This window comes from Paenibacillus sp. Soil787 (genome assembly GCF_001429545.1).
In the GTDB taxonomy this organism is placed as follows: Bacteria; Bacillota; Bacilli; order Paenibacillales; family NBRC-103111; genus Paenibacillus_E.
The window spans coordinates 159,996-178,241 of the sequence record NZ_LMSP01000034.1; the positions used below are offsets into that span (position 1 = coordinate 159,996).

At 43.6% G+C, this 18,246-nt stretch carries 16 protein-coding genes; 6 read left to right on the top strand and 10 right to left on the bottom strand.

The window, feature by feature from the left end; translation table 11 throughout:
- Positions 1 to 73: 73 nt before the first annotated feature.
- Both ASG93_RS24425 and ASG93_RS24430 read right to left on the bottom strand, forming a co-directional pair.
- The gene (locus tag ASG93_RS24425) at positions 74 to 517 is read right to left on the bottom strand and encodes an OsmC family protein (RefSeq protein ID WP_056836163.1); all 444 of its coding nucleotides are present in this window, start codon (positions 515 to 517) and stop codon (positions 74 to 76) included.
- A gap of 13 nt (positions 518 to 530) precedes the next feature.
- Positions 531 to 929, bottom strand: coding sequence for a DMT family transporter (locus tag ASG93_RS24430; RefSeq protein WP_056836635.1), 399 nt, complete (start codon positions 927 to 929; stop codon positions 531 to 533).
- A 121-nt stretch (positions 930 to 1,050) separates the two neighbouring features.
- On the opposite strand from ASG93_RS24430, the gene ASG93_RS35405 reads away from it, so the two are divergent.
- Both ASG93_RS35405 and ASG93_RS24435 read left to right on the top strand, forming a co-directional pair.
- A complete protein-coding gene (locus ASG93_RS35405) occupies positions 1,051 to 1,242 on the top strand; it encodes a hypothetical protein (protein ID WP_156411028.1) in 192 nt (63 codons plus the stop codon).
- 829 nt (positions 1,243 to 2,071) lie between these two features.
- Positions 2,072 to 2,758, top strand: a complete 687-nt coding sequence (locus ASG93_RS24435) for a DUF559 domain-containing protein (RefSeq protein ID WP_156411029.1) — start codon at positions 2,072 to 2,074, stop codon at positions 2,756 to 2,758.
- Positions 2,759 to 4,232: 1,474 nt separating this feature from the next.
- Here ASG93_RS24435 and ASG93_RS24440 read toward each other — a convergent pair.
- A complete protein-coding gene (locus ASG93_RS24440; protein WP_056836166.1) occupies positions 4,233 to 6,005 on the bottom strand; it encodes a methyl-accepting chemotaxis protein in 1,773 nt (590 codons plus the stop codon).
- Between the two features lie 217 nt (positions 6,006 to 6,222).
- Here ASG93_RS24440 and ASG93_RS24445 point away from each other — a divergent pair, with 217 nt between their 5' ends.
- Positions 6,223 to 7,194 (top strand): diacylglycerol/lipid kinase family protein, encoded by a 972-nt coding sequence (locus ASG93_RS24445; protein WP_056836168.1) that lies wholly within the window; start codon positions 6,223 to 6,225, stop codon positions 7,192 to 7,194.
- Here ASG93_RS24445 and lplT read toward each other — a convergent pair.
- The 4 genes from lplT to ASG93_RS24470 all read right to left on the bottom strand — a co-directional run bounded on the left by lplT (position 7,160) and on the right by ASG93_RS24470 (position 12,531).
- A complete protein-coding gene (gene lplT, locus ASG93_RS24450; RefSeq protein WP_056836170.1) occupies positions 7,160 to 8,329 on the bottom strand; it encodes a lysophospholipid transporter LplT in 1,170 nt (389 codons plus the stop codon). The two genes, ASG93_RS24445 and lplT, sit on opposite strands and share 35 nt — an antisense overlap.
- A 15-nt stretch (positions 8,330 to 8,344) precedes the next feature.
- On the bottom strand, positions 8,345 to 10,504 hold the full coding sequence (locus ASG93_RS24455) for an AMP-binding protein (RefSeq protein WP_056836172.1): 2,160 nt from the start codon (positions 10,502 to 10,504) through the stop codon (positions 8,345 to 8,347).
- 870 nt (positions 10,505 to 11,374) lie between these two features.
- Complete coding sequence (locus tag ASG93_RS24465; protein ID WP_056836175.1) at positions 11,375 to 11,758, bottom strand: VOC family protein; 384 nt, start codon at positions 11,756 to 11,758, stop codon at positions 11,375 to 11,377.
- 41 nt (positions 11,759 to 11,799) lie between these two features.
- Complete coding sequence (locus ASG93_RS24470; protein ID WP_056836177.1) at positions 11,800 to 12,531, bottom strand: glycerophosphodiester phosphodiesterase; 732 nt, start codon at positions 12,529 to 12,531, stop codon at positions 11,800 to 11,802.
- Positions 12,532 to 12,738: 207 nt separating this feature from the next.
- On the opposite strand from ASG93_RS24470, the gene ASG93_RS24475 reads away from it, so the two are divergent.
- From ASG93_RS24475 to ASG93_RS24485, 3 genes are all read left to right on the top strand, one after another.
- Complete coding sequence (locus ASG93_RS24475; RefSeq protein ID WP_082615069.1) at positions 12,739 to 13,695, top strand: carbohydrate ABC transporter permease; 957 nt, start codon at positions 12,739 to 12,741, stop codon at positions 13,693 to 13,695.
- Positions 13,692 to 14,513, top strand: coding sequence for a carbohydrate ABC transporter permease (locus ASG93_RS24480; RefSeq protein ID WP_056836179.1), 822 nt, complete (start codon positions 13,692 to 13,694; stop codon positions 14,511 to 14,513). The genes ASG93_RS24475 and ASG93_RS24480 overlap by 4 nt, the downstream gene beginning before the upstream one ends.
- A gap of 87 nt (positions 14,514 to 14,600) precedes the next feature.
- Positions 14,601 to 15,992 carry an ABC transporter substrate-binding protein gene (locus ASG93_RS24485; RefSeq protein ID WP_056836181.1) on the top strand — a complete coding sequence of 464 codons (1,392 nt, stop codon included), beginning with the start codon at positions 14,601 to 14,603 and terminating at the stop codon, positions 15,990 to 15,992.
- A gap of 125 nt (positions 15,993 to 16,117) precedes the next feature.
- Here the strand turns inward: ASG93_RS24485 and ASG93_RS24490 are convergent, their stop codons facing one another.
- Genes ASG93_RS24490 through ASG93_RS24500 form a run of 3 tightly spaced genes read right to left on the bottom strand, consistent with a single transcriptional unit; the run spans position 16,118 to position 18,210 of the window.
- Positions 16,118 to 16,891 carry an RnfABCDGE type electron transport complex subunit D gene (locus ASG93_RS24490; protein WP_056836184.1) on the bottom strand — a complete coding sequence of 258 codons (774 nt, stop codon included), beginning with the start codon at positions 16,889 to 16,891 and terminating at the stop codon, positions 16,118 to 16,120.
- Complete coding sequence (locus tag ASG93_RS24495) at positions 16,892 to 17,785, bottom strand: FAD:protein FMN transferase (RefSeq protein WP_056836186.1); 894 nt, start codon at positions 17,783 to 17,785, stop codon at positions 16,892 to 16,894. It lies immediately after the preceding gene.
- Complete coding sequence (locus ASG93_RS24500; RefSeq protein WP_056836187.1) at positions 17,785 to 18,210, bottom strand: FMN-binding protein; 426 nt, start codon at positions 18,208 to 18,210, stop codon at positions 17,785 to 17,787. The genes ASG93_RS24495 and ASG93_RS24500 overlap by 1 nt, the downstream gene beginning before the upstream one ends.
- Between the last annotated feature and the right edge of the window lie 36 nt (positions 18,211 to 18,246).

An 18,246-nucleotide genomic window follows, 5' to 3' on the forward strand; every position in this document is an offset into this window, starting at 1 on the left:
TTACTTTTGATTATAAATGACCCGCATTTTATGATCCTAGGGATAGGTTTGGGTGCTGTAGGGATAAAGTCTTCTACTCCATCAGTTGATGAATCTCAGGTTCTACGATGACCTCAACATTCCCTTTTAAAGCTTTACTGATCATGCAAGCCTGCTCAGCTCGATAGGTCGCTTTGCTTATTTTATCCGAAAGCTCTTGAGAAGTATGAGTTGGGATACCGATTCGCGGCCGGTGAATGATTTTATCCACCTTCATTGCCGGACTGCTATGGACGTATATCTCTGAGTTCAGCTCGATCGATTCAATTCCAAGCCGCTTCAGCAGCATACTGAGGGTGATTAAATAGCAGGTCGCTGCCGCGCCAAGCAGCAACTCCTCCGGATTCGTGCCGACTCCAGGACCATCTAATTGGCTTGGAACAGAGATCGCTGTGTCTAAGTTACCGGCTTGGATGTGACCTGCGCCGTCCAAGCCTCCGGACCATACCGCTTTTAGTTCAAAACGATGCTCGCTCATAGATTTCTCCCCCTCAATTCCATCTATTCTTTTTGTCCAAGTTTATTGTTGTTAGAGAACTTTGCGCTTGTGAGGTCTTCGGTTGAGCCTCGTCCCCGCTGCTGCTTATATGTAGACCAATAACCCCTAAAATGATGAGAACAATAGAAAGCACCTTCAGTGTGGAAACCGATTCATTGAACCACCAGATACCGATAATCGTGATGAGTGCTGTCCCTACTCCAGACCAGATAGCGTAAGCCAAGCTGACATCGAGCTGCTTCAGAGCCAGCGTCAGTAAGGTGAAGCACAAAATATAGCAAACTCCCATAACAACAGACGGACCTAATCTTGTAAAACCTAAAGACATTTTCATGGCCGTCGTTCCCACTGTTTCAAATAGTATGGCCAGCAGGAGGAATGTCCAATTCATATTCCAAATCATAGCAACCATCCTTTACGAATTAACTATTCCTTTTTATTGTAATGGAATGCGCTTTGTTTCACCAGTAACAAGGATAAACGACTCCGTCGTCCTTCAGGGACGAGCGCGTTTGTCAAGACTGATGGCACGAAGTGTAAGAAAACTTATACTTTCTGCGCTGAAAATTAAAAATTTCCATTCATCAGTAGTGCCGCAACGCGGCATGGAAGTCTTATCTGCGCAAAAAATCGTTCCCATCCTGGTATCAGGACGGGAACGATTTGGGTTTGTTGCAATAGAAAAAGGCCATCCTTATCCCTAAAAATAGATAAAAACAGCCTTATGCTTGCTATTATTGATATCTATGAAATTGCATAAATCATGTGTTGGAATCAAAACAATGAAAGCCCTACCTCTCTTCCATCCTTGCGGCTCCAATGACCGCGCCAGTACGAATTGCTTAACAAACACCTGCTGCCGAAACACTTGACGTTGCCTCGGGTTTACCATAAATGAGCTGATTTTTACTACACATTGGGAGAAAAACAAACAAGGAGAGGGGGTTACTTTCTTCTCGCTAATCGTTCGTGTGGGGTAAATGAGGTTTGGTTTTAAGTGTTTATATGGTTCATTTCAATCAATTCATAAATTATATACGGAAATGATCATAATGTCAACATATAAATATACTTATTTTTCAACACTTTCTTCTTAGCAATCAGTACTCGACTTTCCCAAACCTTATGGCTTTATTTAGTCTATTCGACATAGTATAAGTCTGACCTCACCAATCAAAACGTAAAAGCCTAACAACCATTTATAACATAAATGCCTAACATCAACATTCAATATTTTCAAACCAAACCTACATCAAAAACGTAAAAGCCAAACCTCACCAATCAAAAGCAGAGTTACCAGCTATCGGTCAACGTAAATTCTAAAGTTAGGGCTGCTACTATCTCTTTAAAGGTTCTTATGATATTATCTGTTTAAGATAGTAGACATTGAGCACATAGAACAATTGGGTACAAAAGACACATACTTTTGCACATAAACACTACAACACGGCTGTGAAGCACACGCCGCTTATCTAGTTCAGCACTTGCTGATCTCGAGAAGCGGCTTATTTATTTCTTTGGGAGGTCTTGTAAATGAACGATCTTATGTCCGCTGCACATGAAAATTACCTATCTCAGCATCTAGCTATCAGAACAGGTGAACGATTACGAAGGCTGAAAGAAGGCCATGGCCATGCTGAAAAAGCATTTCTTCATCAAGTTTGGTGGCAAGCATTCAGTAACTTTAACGACCTGCACCCCGAATATGAAGTGAAAGACTTTCGTGATGGCACCCGATTTCTCGATTTCGCTTTTCTACGTCATTCCCTTAAGCTAGCCATTGAAATTGATGGTTACGGCGCGCACTCTTCCCAAATAAGCCGGAGTCAATTTGCCGACCAATGCAATCGCCAAAACCACCTCATTATTGATGGATGGAAAATTCTACGCTTCTCATACGATGACGTCAAAGATCGCCCCCGCATGTGTGAACAAACCCTGCAGCAGTTTATGGGTCGTTACCTTGGCGGAACGTTGCCACAAAACTTTAGCATGAGCTACATAGAAAAAGAAGTGTTTCGGTATGCCCTTACACTAAGTAGATCACTTACACCTCAAGATGTGTGCGACGTTCTTCATGTAGAAAAACAAAAGGCACGACACATTTTGAAAGACATGCTAAAAAAAGACTTGATCCAAATCGCAGGAAAAGGAACAGAGAGAATCCGAACTTACCGTCTTACGCCCGCGGTGCTTCAAAATTCACATACTTTTAATTAATGTGACAATTTAAGCATGTTTTTCATCTCTATGGAGTCACTTTCTCGCAATCCCCTCACTTTAGCGATGAATTTCATCGTCTCAGCAGACGTTAGGCCGATTCTGGACGAATCCAACTACTTTAAGCATGTTTTTCATCGCTATGGAGTTACTTTCTCGCATTCCCCTCACTTTAGCGATGAAATTCATCGTCTCAGCAGACATTAGGCTGATTCTGGACGAATCCACCTACTTTAAGCATGTTTTTCATCATTATGAAGTCACTTTCTCGCATTCCTTTCACTTTAGCGATGAATTTCATCGTCTCAGCAGACATTAGGCCGATTCTGGACGAATCCACCTACTTTAAGCATGTTTTTCATCACTATGAAGTCACTTTCTCGCATTCCCCTCACTTTAGCGATGAAATTCATCGTCTCAGCAGACTTTTCGAAGGGTCTAGTCGAAATCTGCTACTTTAAGCATGTTTTTCATCACTATGAAGTCACTTTCTCGCACTCCCCTTACTTTAGCGATGAAATTCATCGTCTCAGCAGACATTAGGCCGATTCTGGAAGAATCCACCTACTTTAAGCATGTTTTTCATCTCTATGGAGTTACTTTTTCGCAATCCACTCACTTTAGTGATGAAATTCATCGTCTCAGCAGACATTAGGCCGATTCTGGAAGAATCCACCTACTTTAAGCATGTTTTTCATCTCTATGGAGTTACTTTCTTGCATTCCCTTCACTTTAGCGATGAATTTCATCGTCTCAGCAGACATTTCGGAGGATCTAGTCGAAATCTCCTACTTTAAGCATGTTTTCATCACTATGAAGTCACTTTCTCGCACTCCTCTTACTTTAGCGATGAAATTCATCGTCTCAGCAACTCATCCAGAGGATTTGGCCGTATCCAACTACTTTAAGCATGTTTTTCATCTCTATGGAGTTACTTTCTCGCACTCCCCTTACTTTAGCGATGAAATTCATCGTCTCAGCAACTCATCCAGCAGATTTGGACGAATCCACCTACTTTAAGCATGTTTTTCATCTCTATGGAGTTACTTTCTCGCAWTCCCCTYACTTTAGCGATGAAATTCATCGTCTCAGCAACTCATCCAGCAGATTTGGACGAATCCACCTACTTTAAGCATGTTTTTCATCACTATGAAGTCACTTTCTMGCATTCCCCTCACTTTAGCGATGAAATTCATCGTCTCAGCAACTCATCCAGAGGATTTGGCCGAATCCAACTACTTTAAGCATGTTTTTCATCACTATGAAGTCACTTTCTCGCACTCCCTTCACTTTAGCGATAAATTTCATCACCTCTGCAGACATTACGGAGGTTCCGGACGGATCCCCCGATTTTAAGCATGTTTATCTCACTATCAAGTCGCATCCACGCGCTCCCAACACTTCGCGATGAATACAATTGTTTCCGCGGCAGCCCAAACAAAAAACCGCGGGCAAACCGCCCGCGGCCATCTCTCTACACCGTAAATTTCTGCAAAGAAATTTGTAATTCCTCAGCCAATCCTGCCAAGGATTTGGCGGAATTCTCAATTTCCTCGGTCGTCGACATTTGCTGCTGACTGGCAGCCGATGTCTCTTGACTGACGGAAATCCCTGTTTCCGAAACAGCACTCACGATCCCCATCACTTGTTCTATGCGTAAATTAGCATCAACAAGCTGGTGAATATTCAGGTTCACATTTTCCACTTTCGCATTCACTTTCTCAACGGATGATTCAATGTGGACGAAGGATTCTTGTGCCTTCCCCGAAATCGATAAGCCAACTTCCACTTTACCTGCTCCCGCATGCATGGAGCTTACAGCGTGATTGATCTGTCTTTGAATCGTGGAGACAAGCTCCGTAATGTTGCGTGCAGATGAAGAGGATTGCTCAGCAAGCTTTCGCACTTCTCCAGCTACAACAGCGAATCCGCGACCCGCTTCTCCAGCACGAGCTGCCTCAATAGCAGCATTCAAAGAGAGAAGATTCGTTTGTGTGGAAATTTCGTTGATGACATTGACAATCTCACCAATTTTGTAAGCATTTTTACCTAATGCTTCAATCACATCGTTGACTTCGCGAACAGCATCAGAGATTTCCGTCATTTGACCGGCAATCGAGACCACGGATTGTTTGCCGTTTTGTGCCGCTTGGGTTGCTTGTTCGGCGAGTTCGGCAACCTCTTGGGCTGACTCATCAATGAGCTTCGTACTTGTCAGCATTTGCTGAACTGCCTCGTTCGCTTGATTCACGCCGGCAAACTGCTTATCGAAATCTTCGGATAGCTTCTGGCTGGATGTCGCTACCTGCTTCGCAGCCAGGGAGCTTTGCTCCGAACTCGCCAGAAGTTCTTCGGAACTCGCTGAGAGTGTCAGAGCATTGTCAGCGATCTGTTTAACTAAGCTGCGCAGACTTTCGGTCATGACATTAAAGGAGCCTGTCAATTTACCGACCTCATCCCCGTAAGGGTAGTCACCTTTTACAGAAAGATCACCTCTAGCCGCTTTCTCCATATGCTCCTGCAACCTGCGAATTGGCGTCGTAATAATCATATTTAAAGCTAGTGCATTTGCTGTCATTACGATGATTGCGATAACAATGGTAAGGATAATGACCCAATGTGATGTTGCAGAATCTGCTGTGCTCGAACGTTGAAATTGTTCTGCAGCGAACTCTTTGAGCAGAACCAATTTGTCCAATACTTCAATCGTTTTATCACCTTGAGGTGAAACCTCATTGTTATATACTTGGTAGGCTACTTGATTATTTTGGGTCGCATGTTCTATCGTACTGACGATAACCTCACGGTACTTCAGATTCAGTTCCTCAAAGCTTTTAAAAGCGTCAGTTTCCTCTTGATTTAAAGAAATTCCAGCTATTTTAGTGACCAGCTCTTTATTCTTGGCACTATTTTCATCTAATTTAACTTTTAATTTGACCTTGTATTTCACATCGGTCGAAAGCATCATCTCTAGCAGATTGGCTTCGGTTTCATTAAAATTTGACTTCAATTGATTAATCCATTTGACAGATAGCAGACTTTCCTCGTACATTCTAGTAGAATTACTAGACATCTTATCCATGTAAAAATAGCCCGTAATACCTACAATTAGTAGGAACAAAATAGCAATAGCGTTCATAAGCAGCAGTTTAAATCGTAGTTTAAGATTTCGAAGGATGGACAGGTTTACTCTCCTATTTCTTACGTTCTTCAAATTACTCGCTTGCAATTTCGTTTTGAATTTCAAAGTCTCCCGTTCTCCTCCCGAGTGATAAATCTTGTGCCTGCTCTTACTTGTCCACGATGTGATAAAACCTTACATCAAGGTTTACTAATTAACCTACGGTTTATTCTACAAAACAGTGTTATCGATGTAAAGACAAAATAAGGTAAATAGATACTTAAATCACAGAAATCTTGCATACAATTTATGCCATTTCCAGGATAGATCGGAGCTAAATGAAATGAAGTTGATCGGAATTATCGTGAATCCTCTTTCGGGGGATGGTAAAGGAGCAAATATTTGGAGAGAAATAGAGACTTATCTTCAGGTAAATCATATCTCTTATCTGGCAAAAGTAACTACAAAGGCAGGAGAAGCCACTGAGCACGCAATCACACTTGTTCAAGAGCACAGTGTCGATAGTCTGTTTGTTATCGGTGGGGATGGAACGATTCATGAGGCTGCCGGAGGGTTATCGCAACTGCAACATACTGGATTAAACTGTCCACTTGCGGTCATTCCAGCTGGAACAGGCAACGATTTTGCCAAGGCTTATGGCATTCCTACTCATACTATACAAGCACTAAAAGCCGCACTATCGGAGACTAAGAAAGTTCAAATTGATCTTCTGCGTGCAAGGAACGGAATGATTGCTGTGAATAGCATTGGTGCAGGTTTCGATGGGATGGTGGCCAAATTGACAAACGAGGCTAGTTACAAAAAATTTCTCAATCGCATTGGACTCGGAAAGCTGTCCTACTTTATCTCGATCTTAAGAGTTTTCGCCACTTATCAACCCTGCACAGCATGGCTAGAAGTTGACGGCACGGTTCATGAATTGCCTGACATGTGGCTTGCAGCTGTCGCCAATATCCCCTTTTACGGAGGATCTATTCAAATATGCCCTGCTGCCTCTCCTCACGACGGCTTAGCTGATGTTGTCGTGATTCAAAGCAGAGGGCGATTCCGATTGCTGCCTATTCTTTTCACCGTTTATCAAGGCAAGCATATTCATCATCCCGCGGTTTCTTTCTATAAAGGGACGTCGATTTCACTTCGTACACAAATTCCTTTACTCATCCAAGCAGACGGGGAATTCGCCGGATCAACACCGCTCCAAATCGAGATTGTACCTTCTGCCTTAACCGTTATCGGGTCATCTGTAAATGAAGGTAAACTTACACGGCTATTTTCAAGCGCTGACGCTGTATAATCAGGTATCCTACGAAGCCAGCCAGTATAACAGCGATTCCCATGATCGAGATATCAGGTGATAAACCATCCTTGGATATTTGTGTGTATATGCCTACACCTGCGAGCATCATGGAATTTTCGAGGAAATTTTGAACAGCAATCGTTTTGCCAGCCCCAACCATTACCTGTCCTTTATCTTGAAGCACGGTATTCATCGGTACGATAAATACGCCGCCGCTGAAGCCTACGAGAAGCAGAAGTCCTATGGTTACATATAAGTTTGTAATAAGCGGGAACAGCAATATGCTAATAATCATGACAATCCCAAATACATAGGAATTATAATATTTGCGTGCCGGAATCAATTTAGGCGTCATTAGTGCGCCAACCATAATCCCTATGCCCGTGACGGCAACGAGCATCGAAATCTGATCGACAGACTGTATGCCTAAATGTGCCGGCACCCATGCGATAATCGCAAGTCGGACGACGGAAGAAGTCATCCAGAATGAACCCGTACCTACCAGAGAAAAGCGAGTCGTGCGATCTTTTAACAAGAGCTTCATATCCGTTAGGAATGCCCTGGCCTCTTTGACGTAGCGTATACTTGAATTGCCTGAAATTCTAGGGATTTGCAGCGTTAAAAGTAATGAAATCAAATATAGCGCGAAGCAAGCAACAATAGACCCGGAAAGCGAGATTTTCGCCAAGACTCCGCCACACACAGAACCGACGAGAATAGCCATTATCGTATAACCCTCAATTCGTGCATTGGCGCTCAGCAGTTCGCTTTCCGAATGCGTAAGAGAAGGAAGAATGCCATATTTGGCTGGTGAATACACCGCGGCTCCTAACCCGACAATTCCGTAGCTGACAGCAGGATCAAGATGTAGGAACAGCGCTATAATTCCAATGGCTTTGATGGCGTTTCCGATGAGAAGGACCTGCGATTTCGCATTTTTATCTGCAAAGGCCCCAACGAACGGTGCGAAAATGACGAAGGCAATAAGAAAGCAAGCCTGCACAACGCCAATATAGTAATCAGGGAATGCATGTTGTTTAATGATGGCTAGGGTAATGAAGAGAATCATATTATCGGCAAAAGCGGAAAGAAATTGCGTTACATACAGTGTCTGGAGTGGATTCATTTTCATAACATTTCGCTCCCTTTAGGTTTCATGATCATCCTTCAGCGCCGATCGCTTGATTGTCACATAGTCTACTTTCCCGCTTCCTAGAAGAGGAAGTTTTTCCACATAACGAAGCTCCGAAGGCATGTAGAAGGAGGGATGGCCCTGCTGTTTCATAGACTCTCTGATTTGTTGAAGCTGTACATCGGGGATATTGTGATAGACAACAATCCGCTCCCCTTTTCGCATATCAGGCACACTAACCGCTGCGCATATCGCCTGAGGCGGCAAGCTTGCAATCACAAGTTCCTCCACCATCGGCAGTGACACCTTCTCCCCTCCAATTTTGGCAAAAGACTGCAGCCTTGCTTGAATCGAGATATACCCTTGATCATCTATATGAACAACATCTCCGCAGCTATACCACTCTGGGCATGGGACGAAGCCTTGACCATGAATGAGATACCCTTTCATCACATTCGGCCCCTTCACCAACAAGTTACCGCCAAGCTCAATTCCTTCCACCTTTTCCAAACGGTAATCCATACCTGGCAGCACTTTCCCCACTGTACCCTTCTTTGCATACATCGGTGTATTAAGCGAAATGACCGGAGCTGTCTCCGTTGTGCCATACCCCTCCAGAATCCGAATCCCAAATTTATCCGACCAGGTTTGACGGACTTCCTCCTTCAACTTCTCAGCACCAGCCACCACATATTTGAGTGAATGGGCAAAATCATATGCATGTGCGGTTCTCGCATAAGCCGATAGAAAAGTTGAAGTCCCAAACAGAATCGTAATATTACGATCGTAGACTAGCTCCGGAATGACTTTATAGTGTAAGGGATTAGGGTAAAGCACCACTTTCATACCGGAAAGTATAGGCAGCATCGTTCCTGCCGTCAATCCAAAGGAATGAAACATCGGCATCGCGCCAAGCACAATATCCGATTCATTAAAGGCAATTACAGCCTTGGCCTGCTGAATATTTGCAAACACATTACGGTGTGTCAGGACGACCCCCTTCGGTTTACTTTCACTGCCTGATGTAAAAAGAACAACCTCGTTCTTTCCGGAGCCAACGGGTCCATTGACTTTCCGTATATATTGGAAAATACCGGTACATTTATGTTTAAAAGTGATACTTTGTTTAACATCTTCGAGATAAACAATCTTGAAAGCACCGCTAGCGGTATGGATAAAATCGGCAAGTCCCGCTTTGTCGATGAACGCTTTAGACGTAATAATCGTCTTCACAGCAGCTGTTTCGCAAGCATCCAACATCGTCTGCTTACCGGCCGAATAATTCAATACCGCCGGTGTTACTCCTAATCGGAATAATGTAAACAAGGTGACTACATGTGCAGCAGCATTAGGCAATAACACGGCAGCACGGCTCTCTTCCTTAAGAAGCTTTTTTAAAAGCCCTGCCATCGTATACGTTGTGAGCAGTAATTTGCGGTATGTTATAGCGGAATCACTTATGATATCTTCACAAATTACCGTAGAATTACCATGAAGTTTAGCAGCTACTAGCATCTCATTGAATAAATTAAGCTCAGGCTTCATTCGGCTTTCCAGCAAATGATTCTGCATACGGCTGCGAATGATATCCGTTGCCCGCTCCTTCTGAATTCGCCTCGAGACAAGTTCACTCATGGGCACTTGAAAAGCTTCGCCAAACGTGATGCTCACGGCCGGAAACCAGAACTGCTTCAATTTGCCGCGAAGGTAAGATAGCTTCGAATGCTCCAGTCCATTAATCGCAACCGGCAACATACGAGCCTGAGATCTCAGGGCAATGTAGCCAATCCCGCCATATACCTTCATCATGCCCCCGGTTGTTGTGATTCGTCCTTCTGGAAAAACAACAAGAGGCGTTCCGCTTTGAACAGTTCTGAGCATCGTCCGTACCGAGTAGGGATTCAACGGATCTACCGCGATATTCGTCCGAAAAAGGAGCAACCAAGCAAACCGCTTTGCAATCTTAGTGTTTACAACAAATGCTACTTCCTTTGGCAGTATCAGAGCTAATAGCACAGCATCCAGTAAAGAGACGTGATTAGGAATAAGCACCGTTTTCTCCGATAAATCGAGTCGCTCCATTCCCCTAACTTTAACCTTAAAGCTTGTCATCAAAACTGGTCGCAATAGGGGAAGTAACAGCTTTAACAGAGCAACAAACAACCATTTGATCATTGGGACTCCTCCTAAGAGCTTTGCTTTAGCAAAGCTATCTTCGTAAGCATCAGCTGAGCTTTGCTTTAGCAAAGCTGTCTTCGTAAGCATCGGCTGAGCTTTGCTTTAGCAAAGCTGTCTTCGTAAGTCAGCTGAGCTTTGCTTTGGGCTAAACTGGATTCGTACGCATAAGCTTTTGGGCTTCTCTTAATACCTGATCATAATTCCATTGTATGCTTCTGCACGGAATCTGATAGTACTAACTTTGCGTAGTACCCGCTCTTGGAGGATTTATTTTCTATGACGCTAACGTCTTGATGATGAGGCGTTATTTGCTTATTTTCATGTAAACTTCCCTTCTTCGAAGGAACGAAGGTTTATTTTAGATCAATTTGTTTGTTTTGCGGAACGTCAGTTCGCTATTTGTTAATATATAGCCGTTTTCCGGCTCGAAGAGGAACGACGATTCGCTATTTCCCCTTTTTCGAATGATTTAACAGGATTTACGAAAAATAGCGAACCGACGTTCCGCAAGTTGGTCATTTTCGCCAAAAACCTCAAAATAGCGGCCTCTCGTTCCTCCAATTGTGGCAAATATGCTCTTCTCAGCGCTCCCCCACCAACTTTACCGCTATTTCCGCTTCCTTTAAGCGCAGAGAGGTCGGAAATCGACTTCTCCAATGACCGTCCGTACTGTTTAAGCGCAAGCGGTCGCAAATCGACTTTTCAACTAACCGTCCTTTTCTATTGTAAGATATTACTTGTTCATCTTCCTATCCCCCAGTTCATTGAACAAAACTTATCTACGGATCTGCATCCCGCATAATTTCCAATTTCAACAAAAAAAAAGACCGATGCATCCAACTGCATAAGTCTCTCTCTAAAAACATCTCAATTGCCAATAGGAACGTCACTGGTAATCGCCAAAGTATTTCCCTCTGTATCCCGGAAAAAAGCCATCCAAATATCAAAGCTGCCCATATTAGCTACCACATGCGGCTCACTAATAAAGGACACACCTCGTTCTACAAAAGCCTCATAGACCTGCTTAATATCCTCCACCTTATAATAAATAACAGAGCCAGGATGATTAAAATCAGGTTTTTCAGGTAAGCTTAGCATCAATCGAATGCCATTGCATTCAAAAAAAGCCATTTGAGAAGCTTGAAACAAAAACTTCATGCCTAATGTGTCGCGGTAAAAAGCAACGGCTCTAGAAATATCAGCTGCATTTACTGAAATTTGCCCAATTTGAGTTAAGCTGTTTTCGCTCATACGATTCCCCTTCCAAACTATGATACCCATATTCTACCATACTACTGGTTCAATAGCTCCTTAAGCCTAGCTGGGTAATCGGTAATTATTCCGGAAACACCATAAGCAATCATCCTATGATAATCGGCCAAGTCATTCACCGTATAAGGATAAACAGCAAGCCCAGAGGCTACTGCCGCTGCAACATCTTCTTGTTCTATGCAGTGATGATGAGGATTGAGCGAAAACACATCTACACCCGTTTGCCTAGCATAAGCCGTATGATCAATGAGGTTTGCAGCGTACAACAACCCTACCTTCACCCCAGGCTCAGCTTGCTTAATGCGGCGAATCACTTTGTGATCGAAAGAAGAAATGACCACATCTTCCATCCTGCTGCTTTCACGCAAAAATGATAGAAGTGCCTTCTCCATTCGCCCTTCATAAGCATGCTTCACTTCCACATTGATGAAGAATCCTCGCGGCAATATATCGAATACTTCACGCAGAAGCGGTAGCCGTTCCCCCCTGAACGCCTCTGAAAACCAAGAGCCAGCATCCAACGACTTCAATTCACTCCAACTGTGATCGCAAATAAGTCCGGAACCATTCGTCGTTCGATCGAGCGCAGCATCATGACAGACGACAATCTCTCCATCTTTCGTTATATGTACATCTAGTTCGATGCCTTCTGCCCCTTGTTTCATAGCTAACGCAAAAGAAGCTAGCGTATTCTCCGGCGCTTCCCCAGCCGCTCCGCGATGTCCAATTATAATCGGTTTATGTTTGTTCATTGTTTGACACTCCCAACGTATAAGCTTCTACTATGCTCAAATTATAGATGAAATGACTCGCTCTTGCCCAGTATTCATTCGTAAAGGTTACGTAAAGATATGGGGGAAATATACAAATTATTAACTTCTATTTAACATGGGTCAAATAAAGCTTCGTTAAGCTAATAACATAGTACTAGTCTAATAACGTTCGTGAAGGAGCACCACATGAATACGATGGATAGAGATTTACCACTTGCAACAACCAAGCCAAAAGAAAAAGTGCAGCAACCTCCCCGTACGCTTATCAATCAGAAATTGGCGGAAACGCTGCTTGGTTATGTTTTCTTATTCCCTTCGCTCTTGCTGTTTGCGATTTTCCTATTTTATCCCCTGTTTCAAACCTTTTATCTGAGCTTTCACGAGACTGATCCGCGAGGAAGAGTGGCTTCTTACGTTGGTTTCGATAACTTCATTGCTATCTTCACTTCCGAGCGATTCTATAAAAGTTTAGAAGTCACAGGACTTTTTACACTTTTTACCGTGCCAACCGGCATTGTTCTTGCGCTTTTGCTCGCGGCACTAACTCATAATCACTTGAAGGGCATGCGAATCTTCCAATTCATCTTCTCGCTGCCGGTTGTTCTATCCGTAGGAACTTCTGCGGTGATCTGGATGATGCTATTTCACCCGAGTGTCGGGATGTTGAATTACTTACTGAGCATGGTTGGCTTAGAGCCAGTGGCTTGGTTAACAGATCCAAGATGGGCACTGCTTTCCGTCTCAATGATGACGGTTTGGATGAATCTCGGCTTCAACTACATTGTACTTTTGAGTGGTCTGCAAGGAATTCCAGAAGAGATCTATGATAGCGCCAAGATCGACGGATCAGGTCCATTCCGTACCTTTATCCAAATCATATTCCCCTTGCTATCACCGACGGTGTTCTTCGTCACCATTGTGTCGATTATAGGTGCATTTCAGTCCTTCGGACAGATTCACATATTGACTAAAGGCGGACCTGTTAATTCCACAGATGTCCTTGTATACAGCCTGTATCAGGATGCCTTTATCAACTTCCGATTCGGGACGGGCAGTGCTCAAGCCCTTGTCTTGTTTACTATCATCCTTATTTTCACCGTTGTGCAATTTAAAGTTTTTGAAAGGAATGTGTACTATCAATGACCCATCGATTACAAAATAGCTTTGTTTATGTTCTGTTGATCATTTTAGCTGCACTCGTGCTGTACCCTATTTTTTATACGTTTACCGCAGCATTCATGACACCTGAAGAAGCATCGGCCTATCCGCCCCGCTTCTGGCCGAGCAGCTTATATGTCGGCAGTATAGTCGCCGTTTTCAAATTAGTCCCTATCGGTAAATTTATTGCCAACAGCTTCGTCGTCTCGATCATCATTACCGCAGGGCAGCTCATGACCTCCAGTATGGCCGCTTATGCTTTTGCTAATATTCGATTCAAGGGTAAAGCCGCTATCTTCGCGGTATTCATGGCTACCATGATGATTCCATGGGAAGTGACCATCATTCCAAACTATTTGACGGTCAAAAAATGGGACTGGCTCGATAGCGTTCAGGGCTTAACCGTTCCATTCCTGGCGACTGCTTTCGGCACCTTCCTTCTGCGACAATTTTTCTTACAGCTGCCTAAGGAGCTGTTCGAAGCAGCAAGAATTGATGGCTGTGGGCACTTTCGCTGCTTTTTCCGAATTGTGCTGCCCCTAGGCCGCTCGGCACTTGCAACGCTAACTGTCTATGCGTTTCTTAGCTCATGGAACATGTACTTATGGCCACTTCTCATCACGAACAGCGAGGCCATGCGAACGGTTCAAATTGGCATCGCCATGCTTCAATTCGAAGAATTAACCGTTTGGAACTTGGTCTTAGCAGGTGTAACAATCGTCTTGCTGCCTTCACTATTGCTTTTAGTACTCGGGTTAAAGCAGCTTGTTCGAGGACTTACTGCTGGTGCCGTGAAAGGTTAGTTCCGTGCAAGATGGCTGCTCTGCTCAGCAATAAGCTGACTCAGATTTCCATAAATATAGAAATGATAAGGGAGAGAAACGAAAACAATGAAGACATTGAAAATGAGAACTACATCTATCGCATTAACAGCACTCTTAGTGCTGCTGACTAGCGCTTGCGGCAAAGCTGAAACGACTACATCAGGCAGTATTGCAGATAGTAAATCATCCGCTTCTCCTACAGTCGCAGAAACGAAAAAATCGGCTGAACCAGTTAAAGTTATCTGGTGGCACTCCATGAGCGGTGAGCTCGGCAAAGCCGTAGATAAGCTTGTTGCAGACTTCAACTCTTCCCAAAAGGATGTACAAGTTGAAGCTGTTTTTCAAGGTACATACGATGAAAGCTTAAATAAAATGAAAGCTTCTATGGATACCAAAAGCGGCCCTTCTCTGATTCAAGTATACGAAATCGGCTCCCGTTTCATGATCGATTCCAAAGCCATTACACCCGTCCAAAAGTATGTCGATGCGGATAAATTCGATCTCTCCCAACTGGAAGATAATATTCTGAATTACTATAAATTCGATGGCAAACTGTATTCCATGCCTTTCAACACATCGAATCCGATTCTCTATTACAACAAAGACATGTTTAAAGCTGCCGGTCTTGATCCTGAAAAGCCGCCAACGACCTTTGAAGATGTCGCCAAAGCTTCTCAAGCATTAAGCAAAGACGGTAAAGCAGGCGCATCCTTTGCCATCTACGGATGGTTCATGGAGCAGTTCTTTGCCGGGCAAGGTGCCGAATACCTTAACAATGGTAACGGTCGTACGGCCGCAGCTACGGAATCTATGGTGGGTAGTGAAGCAGGCGTGAAGACTTTGACATGGTGGAAGCAAATGGTCGACAACAAAACTGCTTCTAACCTAGGACGCAAGACGGATGATACGAAGAAAGCGTTCTTGGCTGGCCAAGTCGCTATGACATTAGATTCCACAGCTTCGCTACGCGGGATCGTGAGCGGTGCTGACGGTAAATTCCAAGTCGGAACCAGCACCCTGCCTAAACCAGCTGATGCGAAGGATGGCGGTGTTGTAGTCGGTGGCGCAAGTCTCTACATCTTAAACAACAAATCCGAAGCAGAGCAAAAAGGCGCATGGGAGTTCATTAAATTCCTGACCACCCCACAAACGCAAGCTTGGTGGCATGTCAACACGGGCTACTTCCCAATTACGAAGAAAGCTTACGACGAGCAGCTGGTGAAGGATAACCTTGCCAAATATCCACAATTCCAAACCGCAATCGATCAACTGCACAATACAAAGCCTAATAAAGCCACACAAGGTGCTGTCATGGGTGTATTCCCGGAAGCGCGTCAGCTTGTAGAAACTGCAGTCGAAGAAGCTCTTACAGGTAAGAAGGCGCCGAAGGAAGCGCTGGATGCAGCCGCAAAGAGCATTACGGAGAAAATCGGCGCCTATAATAAGACTGTGAAGTAATTGGTAATGGAACAACAAGTAGAAAAAGCACTTTATCTTATTTTGTCCAGTTCGCCAAAGGTCAAATTTCTTTAAATTTTGGACTACAAGAAAACCGCCTTTTAAAAAGGCGGTTTTCAGTAATACTATGATGCTCTCGATCTAACTGCGTGATAAGCATTACTAATGAGCAGTCCGATAAATAAGTACATCAGGCCACCAAAAAAACTATAAATAACAACACCTGCTATGGCACTCAGCAAACCAAAAATCACTTGATCCTTATTGGAGGCTGGAGAGGTTGGTGGATCTGTCAACATAAACAGGGCAAAGAACAATGAAGCGTTTATAAAAGGAGGCCGAAATGCATCGGCAGCGTCTCCAACATGCATGAACCCCATTAGGAGCAATAACAAAAAATACATACTAAGAAATGCAAACACTTGAGGGAATTTGTTCACGCGATTGGTAACCGCGTAACCGCCTAGTAAAAGGAATGCAACTGTCCATTCTGGAAGATCTCCGAATGCGCCCCACCAGCTTTGCCCAGTTTGGAAAAAAAGAATAGATAAGAGTAGGCCGAAGGCAGCTGGATTAAATACCGGTTTTTTGTTATACACGAGAAGATGCTTAGATAAAATTGCCATGATTGCCGTAATAGCCACAATATACCAGGGGGTTGCTGTGCTTAAAATTAAGGCAATAATAAGCCCCGTGATCACCGCTCCGTCCGGAAGCCATCTTTTTCTTTTGCCCAAACGAAAGCAAATTAAATCAACCCCTACTGCTGTAACCAGAGCAATACTAGCAAGATAAAGTCCTTTTATATCTGAAGAAAATGTCGCGGCTATAAGTAGAATGCCAACCAAGGAAATGATGACATAGCTCTTCGGTTTTTTATGCCATGGATGGGTTGACACTTATATCCCTCCTACTCTTTCCACGTGATACTTCGACGTTACCAATATCCCCTTCAGCTGCATTTCATTTAGTAATCTTTTGCCTTGATCCAAGCCATATAAACATACGACTGTTGAGAATACGTCTGCCATCATCGCGTACGGGGCCACAATACTGCAACTGCTCAACTCATGGGGAGACTGTTTGCTATTCGGGTTAATAATATGATGGATATCTTCTCTCACTTTACTTTTGCGCTCGTAGCCTCCAGATGTACATACCGCTTCGTTGGATATTTCTACGGCGTCTATTATTTGATTCTTGTGCGCCGGATGCTGAATTCCGATGCGCCAAGCATGGCCTGTTTCATCTAACCCTCCAGCATAAAGGTCTCCTCCAGCATTAATGACAAAACCGTGAAAGTTAGCTAACATCCGGGAGGCTAAGTCAATCGCAAATCCTTTCGCAACCGCACCTAAATCAATCACCAGCGGCTTATGCAAGTACATCGTTCGGTCATCATCGCTTAAGACAATATCCCGATAGGAAGCGTTATCCTCAGCTAAGTTTGAAAGGGTTTCTCCAGTTAGATAATGTCGATTGAAGCCATAGGTTTCCATTGTTTTCCCGATTGTTGGATCGAATATCCCTTGTGTCCATTCCGCCATTTCCATAGCAAACTTTAACGGTTGAAATAACCAGGAGCTGATCTGGACATGGGTTCCAATCTGTTGACAGGCTCTCATTAATTCACTATCAGGAGTGAAACGGCTGCAAGCTTGCTCTACGTTCCGAAATGCCTCAAAAGCTTGCGCAATCACAGGCTCAACTTCAGGCAATGAAAGGGAGGTAACGACCTTAATTTCTACTACAGTATCCATCATTAACTTGGACTTTGTCACAATATGGACCATTACGCTTTTCTCGCTAGCTTAAGCGCGTTTTCAATTGCATCCTGGAATGCTTGTGTACTATACGTCGCTCCTGAAACATTCTTTACCTGAGCACTCTGCTTTTGAATAACTTCTTGAGGTAATCCAACAACGTCGTTTTTAGAATAATGCATGGCAAAATGACTAATATCCACATCGGTTATTTTATCATTGATAATGGTCACTTGAACTCCAATGGATCCCCGTCGATTACTTCCGCTTCCCTCGAAAGTTCCATTCTTATATTGGCTTTTGAGCTGGCTGCTGACTGAATGAATATTGGTTTTTATTTGCTGCTGAGGCTCCTGTAAAGTGGCTTGCGTTTCTGTTGTCAAATACCCAGCGCTATAGATTACGCCTATGGCTGTAGTACAAAGGACAACCCACTTTTTATCCATTTTGGCCATATGCATACCTCCAATTTAGGAAAATAGTTTTTACAT